Genomic DNA, 5213 nt, shown 5'->3' with positions numbered 1-5213 from the left:
CTCGACTACTGGCAGGGGCCCCTGGTGTGGCCCGCCGTGCCGGGCGTCCCGTTCGGCGATCCGGCGACGGCGATCCCCGATGCCGCCGAGATCGGACTCCGGGCTCCTCGCTGGCCGCCGCCCACGTGGCCGGGGCCGCGGCCCTGGTCCGCTCGCGCCACCCGGAGCTGACGGCGGCCGAGGTGCACGACCGGCTCATCACGTCCGGCTACCCGGAGACACCGCCGCGGCTGGATCCGTACGCCGCGCTGACGGCCGTACTGACCGGCCCCGCCGGACCGGTCCCGCGCCCGGAGCCCGCCCGGGTGCCGGATCCGGCACCCGCCGCCCCGCGGGAACGGGCCCTGGTCATCGCCGCGGCCGGAGGCGGGCTGGTCCTGCTGGTGGCCGCGGCCGCGGTGGTCGTCCCCCGGGGCCGGGCCCGCCGGTGGCGGCCCCCGTCCCGGGACCCCGGGGCCGCACCCGGCCCGGCCGCGCACTGACGGCGGGCGGACGGACCGACGGCGGACGGCGGACGGCGAACGGACGGGTGACGGACGCCGGGCCGTTCTCAGGACTCCGGGTCCCCCAGGAACGCGGTCTGGACCTGCACCGTGCGGCGCCGCGCGATGCGGGTGGCGCGTCCCGGCGGCAGGAGCCGGCCCTTCGTGTTGCCGAGCACGTAGCCCTCGGACGGCGGGCAGGAGAACAGCAGGGACGGGGTGTTGACCTCCTGGAGGCGGCGCATCAGCGCGTCGCTCATGCCGCGCCCGGCACCGCTGGCGGAACGCGCGACGATCAGGTGCAGGCCGACTTCCCAGCCCAGCGCCAGATGGGCCAGCAGCGGTTCGAACGGCGGGTGCGCGGGGTTGGAACCGACCATGTCGTAGTCGTCCACGAGGATGAACAGCCGGGGCCCCGACCACCAGTCGGCGAGCCGCATCCGCGCCGGGGCGATGTCGGGCCCCGGCACCCGGGTCCGGACCGCGCGGGCCGCGCCGTCCACCAGGTCCTTCAGCGCGTCGATGGAGACCGCGTGGCCGAGCCGGTAGGAGTCCGGGATCGCCTCGACCAGCTCGCGCCGGTAGTCCACCACCATGATCCGCGCCTCGGCCGGGGTGTACCGCTCCATGATCGCCCGTGCGGCGAGCCGCAGCAGGTTGGTCTTGCCGCTCTCGGTGTCCCCGACCGCGATCATGTGCGGGCTTTCGCTGAAGTCGTGCCACACGGTGGACAGCTCGTCCTCCTCCAGCCCGAGTGGTATACGGAAATCACCCTCCGGGGCGGGCAAGCCGGCCACGGCCAGCTCGGTCGGCAGCATCCGCACCTGCGGGGCCGGCGGCCCGTTCCAGCTCTCCCGCACGGCCGCGACGAGCCCGGCCACACCCTCCGCGAGGTCGTCGGTCCGCTCCCCGCCGTCGATGCGGGGCAGGGCCGTCAGGTAGTGCAGCTTGCCCTCGCGCGTCAGGCCCCGGCCGGGCACCCGGGGCACGGTCGCGGCCCGCCGGATGTCGATCTCGGAGTCCATCGAGTCGCCCATGCGCAGCTCCAGGTGGGTGCCCGCCTGGTCCCGCACCGCCGACGGCAGCTCCACCCAGCGCGCGGTGGTCACGATGAGGTGGACGCCGTAGCCCAGGCCCCGCGAGGCGATGGCGCTGAAGGTCGAGATGTGGCGGTCGTAGTCCTGGCGGACCGTGGACCAGCCGTCGATGACGAGGAACACGTCGCCGTGCTCCTCGGCCGGGAACTCGCCGGCCGCCCTGCGGCGCCGGTAGGTGGCCATGGAGTCGATGCCGTGCTCCAGGAAGAACTTCTCCCGGGCCCCGAGCAGCGCGGTCACCTCGGCGATGGTCCGGCCCACCCGCTCGCTGTCCATCCGCGCCGCGACACCGCTCATGTGCGGCAGCCCCGCCAGCCCGGACAGGGTGCCCCCGCCGAAGTCGAGGCAGTAGAACTGCACTTCGCGCGGCGTGTGGGTCAGGGCGAGGGAGGCCAGGATGGTGCGCACCATGGTGCTCTTGCCGCTCTGCGGGCCGCCCGCGACGGCGATGTGCCCGCCGACCCCGGACAGGTCGACGGTCAGCAGGTCGCGCAGCTGGTCGAAGGGCCGGTCCACGATGCCGATCGGCACCTTCAGCCGCCCCCGGTCCGGCGCGTCCGTGGTCAGCCCCCGCTCCGGGTCGGGCGTCAGCGGCGGCAGGATCTGGTCGAGCGTCGCCGGCAGGTCCAGCGGCGGCAGCCACACCTCGTGCGCCGGCGGGCCCGCCGCGAGCAGGCGTTCCACCGCCACCGACAGCAGCGAGTCGGCGCTCTCCTCCGCCTCCGGCTCGGGCGCCGGCAGGTCGGGAACCGCTCGCGGCACCACCCACCCGGTGCTCCACGGCACCGTGTGGCCGACGGCCCGGGCCTGACCGGCCCCACCCCGCCGGTGCCGGTAGGGCCCGGAGACGTACGCCGCCCGGAACCGGGTCAGCGCGTCCACACCGGACTTGAGGAAACCACCGCCGGGCGCGGACGGCAGCTCGTAGGCGTCCGGCACGCCCAGCACCCCGCGGCTCTCCATCGCCGAGAACGTGCGCAGCCCGATCCGGTACGACAGGTGGCTCTCCAGCTGGTGCATCCGGCCCTCGTCCAGACGCTGCGAGGCCAGCAGCAGGTGCACGCCGAGACTGCGCCCCAGCCGGCCGATCATCACGAACAGCTCCATGAACTCACGGTGCGCCGCGAGGAGTTCGCTGAACTCGTCGACGATGACGAACAGGCTCGGCAGCGGCGCCAGCGGGGTCCCGGAGGCGCGGGCCTTCTCGTACTCCAGCGCCGAGGTGTAGTTCCCGGCCGCCCGCAACAGCTCCTGGCGGCGTATCAGTTCCCCGTGCAGGGCGTCCTGCATGCGGGAGACCAGCGCCGCCTCGTCGGCGAGGTTGGTGATCACGGCCGAGGTGTGCGGCAGCTCGTCCAGGCCGAGGAAGGTGGCGCCGCCCTTGAAGTCCACCAGGACGAAGTTGAGCGTCTCGGAGGAGTTGGTCAGCGCCAGCGCCAGCACCAGGGTGCGCAGCAGCTCGCTCTTGCCGGAGCCGGTGGCGCCGATCAGCATGCCGTGCGGGCCCGTGCCGCCCTGCGCGGACTCCTTGATGTCCAGTTCCACCGGCACGCCGTCCGCACCCACCCCGATGGGCACCCGCAGCCGGCTCGGCCCGGTGCCGCGCCGCCACAGCGCGGCGGGTTCGTGCCCGTACAGGTCATTGATGCCCAGCAGGGTCGTCAGCTCGACATCGGTGGACAGCGGTTCGGAACTGTCCGTCCCGATGCCCATCCGGTACGGGGCCAGCCGCTTGGCCAGCGCCGTGGCGCCGCGCGTACCGAAGGCGTCGGGGCGGCCCAGCGGCGCGACCTGTTCCTTGCGGTCCCGGTCGGTGCGCACCAGCCGGAAGTCGCCCTCCTCCACCTCGAAGCGCAGCGTCACCCGCCCCGGACGCCAGCTCAGCGCCCCGGACAGGTCCAGCACCACGGTGTTGCGCAGCCCCGGACCGTCCAGCCGGTGGCCGCCGGGGACCGTACCGCCGTCCACCACGATCACCGTGAACGGCTCCTCCCGGCCGGGCACCGACTCCGGGTCGAACGGCGGGCGTTCCAGGAACTCCGCGCCCAGCAGATCCTCCAGCTCACCGAGCGTCGAACCGGTCATCCGGGCCGGTCCGGCCCCGTCGGTCTCCTGCGGATGCAGGTGGTGCGGCAGCCACTTGCCCCACTCCCACTCCGCCCGCCGCTCGTCGGACACGCACAGCGCGATCCACAGGTCGTCCGGGGAGTGGAAGGCGGCCAGCTGCGCGACGAGCGCCCGGGCCAGGGCGCGTATCTGCTCCTCGTCGCCGCGGAACAGCACCCGCGCCCAGGCCCGCAGATAGATCGCGATCGGCTGGCCGGGCACGGTGGCGTACGCCCGGATGAAACTGCGCAGCGCGTGGGCGGCGAGCGGCTCCAGGTCCTCGACCGGACTGGTCGCCATCGGGTTCAGCCGCAGCCCCAGCTTCTGGTCGCCGACCGCCACCCGCACCTCGCCGAAGTCCGTGTCCTGCGGCCGCCGTTCCCACAGGCGCGTGGTGCCGACCATCGACCACAGCGCGGCGGGATCCGGATGCCGCCAGGCCAGCGCCCGCTGCTGGTCGATCACGGCGGCCCGCACCTTGCGCCGCGTCTGCCCGAGATAGCGCAGGTAGTCGCGGCGCTCGCCCTTCAGCCGCTGCTTGCGCTCGCTGTTGCGGCGCATGACCTGCCCCAGCATCATGGCCGCCGAGGCGATCACCATCATTCCCAGCGCCAGGTAGATGAAGCCGCTCCCGCCGGCCGCCCCGGGCCGGATGAACATCAGCATCATCGACACCGACATCAGCGCCATCGGCAGGTACGTCCACACCGCCGACGAGTCCGGGACCACCTCCGGAAGCACGGGCGGCTCCTGCAGGGTCAGTTCCCCGTCGGGCATCTCCGGGCCCCGCCTGCGGGCCGGCCTTCGGAACAGCACCACACTCACCGAACGGACTCCTTGCGCCGGGGGGCCGTGGGCACCACCGCCCTCACAGACCGCGAATACCTCGGACAGGTGAGTGATACTACGATCGTTCGTGCTGACCGCCCAAGGTCAAACAGGGTCCGACCGCGCCCTGTTGGCCTATCGTTCGCACCCCGGAGAGGCGTGAGCCAGACCGATGAGTGACAACCAGGTGGCCGGGCTGTGCCGCCTGACCGTACGCGCCCCCGCCCGCACCGTCGACCTCGCCGTCCCCGCAGACGTACCGGTGGCCGACCTGCTGCCCGCCGTCCTCGGCTACGCCGGGGACGACCTGGAGGAGGCCGGAATCGACCACGGCGGCTGGGTCCTCCAGCGCCTGGGAAGCGAACCGCTGGACGAGGAACGCACCCTGGAATCCCTCGACCTGCGCGACGGCGAGACCCTCTACCTGCGCCCGCGCACCGAGGCCCTGCCCGAAGTGCACCTGGACGACCTGGTGGACGGCATCGCCACGGCGCTCCAGCGCCAGCCGTACGGCTGGACCCCCGCCGCAGCCCGGACGCTGCTGCGCGCGCTGGCCGTCACCGCGCTCCTCGCCGGGCTGGTGGTCCTCGCCCTGCCGGGCGGCCCGGGCGCCACCCGGGCGGTGTGCGGACTCACCGTCGTCACCGCCGAGTTGATCCAGCACTACGGGTGGCGCACCACCAGCGCGATCACCGAGCTC

Annotated in this window: 3 protein-coding genes; 2 read left to right on the top strand and 1 reads right to left on the bottom strand. The window is 73.8% G+C overall.

What is annotated here, in order from left to right; all coding sequences use genetic code 11:
* Positions 1–125: 125 nt before the first annotated feature.
* Entirely contained in the window at positions 126–482 is a 357-nt protein-coding gene (locus tag ABT106_RS30935) for a type VII secretion-associated serine protease mycosin (protein ID WP_351284102.1), read from the top strand.
* A gap of 68 nt (positions 483–550) precedes the next feature.
* Here ABT106_RS30935 and eccCa read toward each other — a convergent pair whose 3' ends face one another.
* Positions 551–4504 carry a type VII secretion protein EccCa gene (gene eccCa / locus ABT106_RS30930; RefSeq protein ID WP_351284105.1) on the bottom strand — a complete coding sequence of 1318 codons (3954 nt, stop codon included), beginning with the start codon at positions 4502–4504 and terminating at the stop codon, positions 551–553.
* Positions 4505–4685: 181 nt separating this feature from the next.
* Between eccCa and eccD the strand changes: the two genes are divergently transcribed.
* Positions 4686–5213: type VII secretion integral membrane protein EccD (eccD, locus tag ABT106_RS30925; protein ID WP_351284099.1), on the top strand; the 528-nt coding region annotated here is incomplete at its 3' end.

The organism is Streptomyces sp. NPDC002044 (genome assembly GCF_040296725.1).
Lineage (GTDB): Bacteria > Actinomycetota > Actinomycetes > Streptomycetales > Streptomycetaceae > Streptomyces > Streptomyces antarcticus.
Note: the sequence above shows the minus strand (reverse complement) of the source record. Positions and strands in the feature narration are given on the sequence as shown.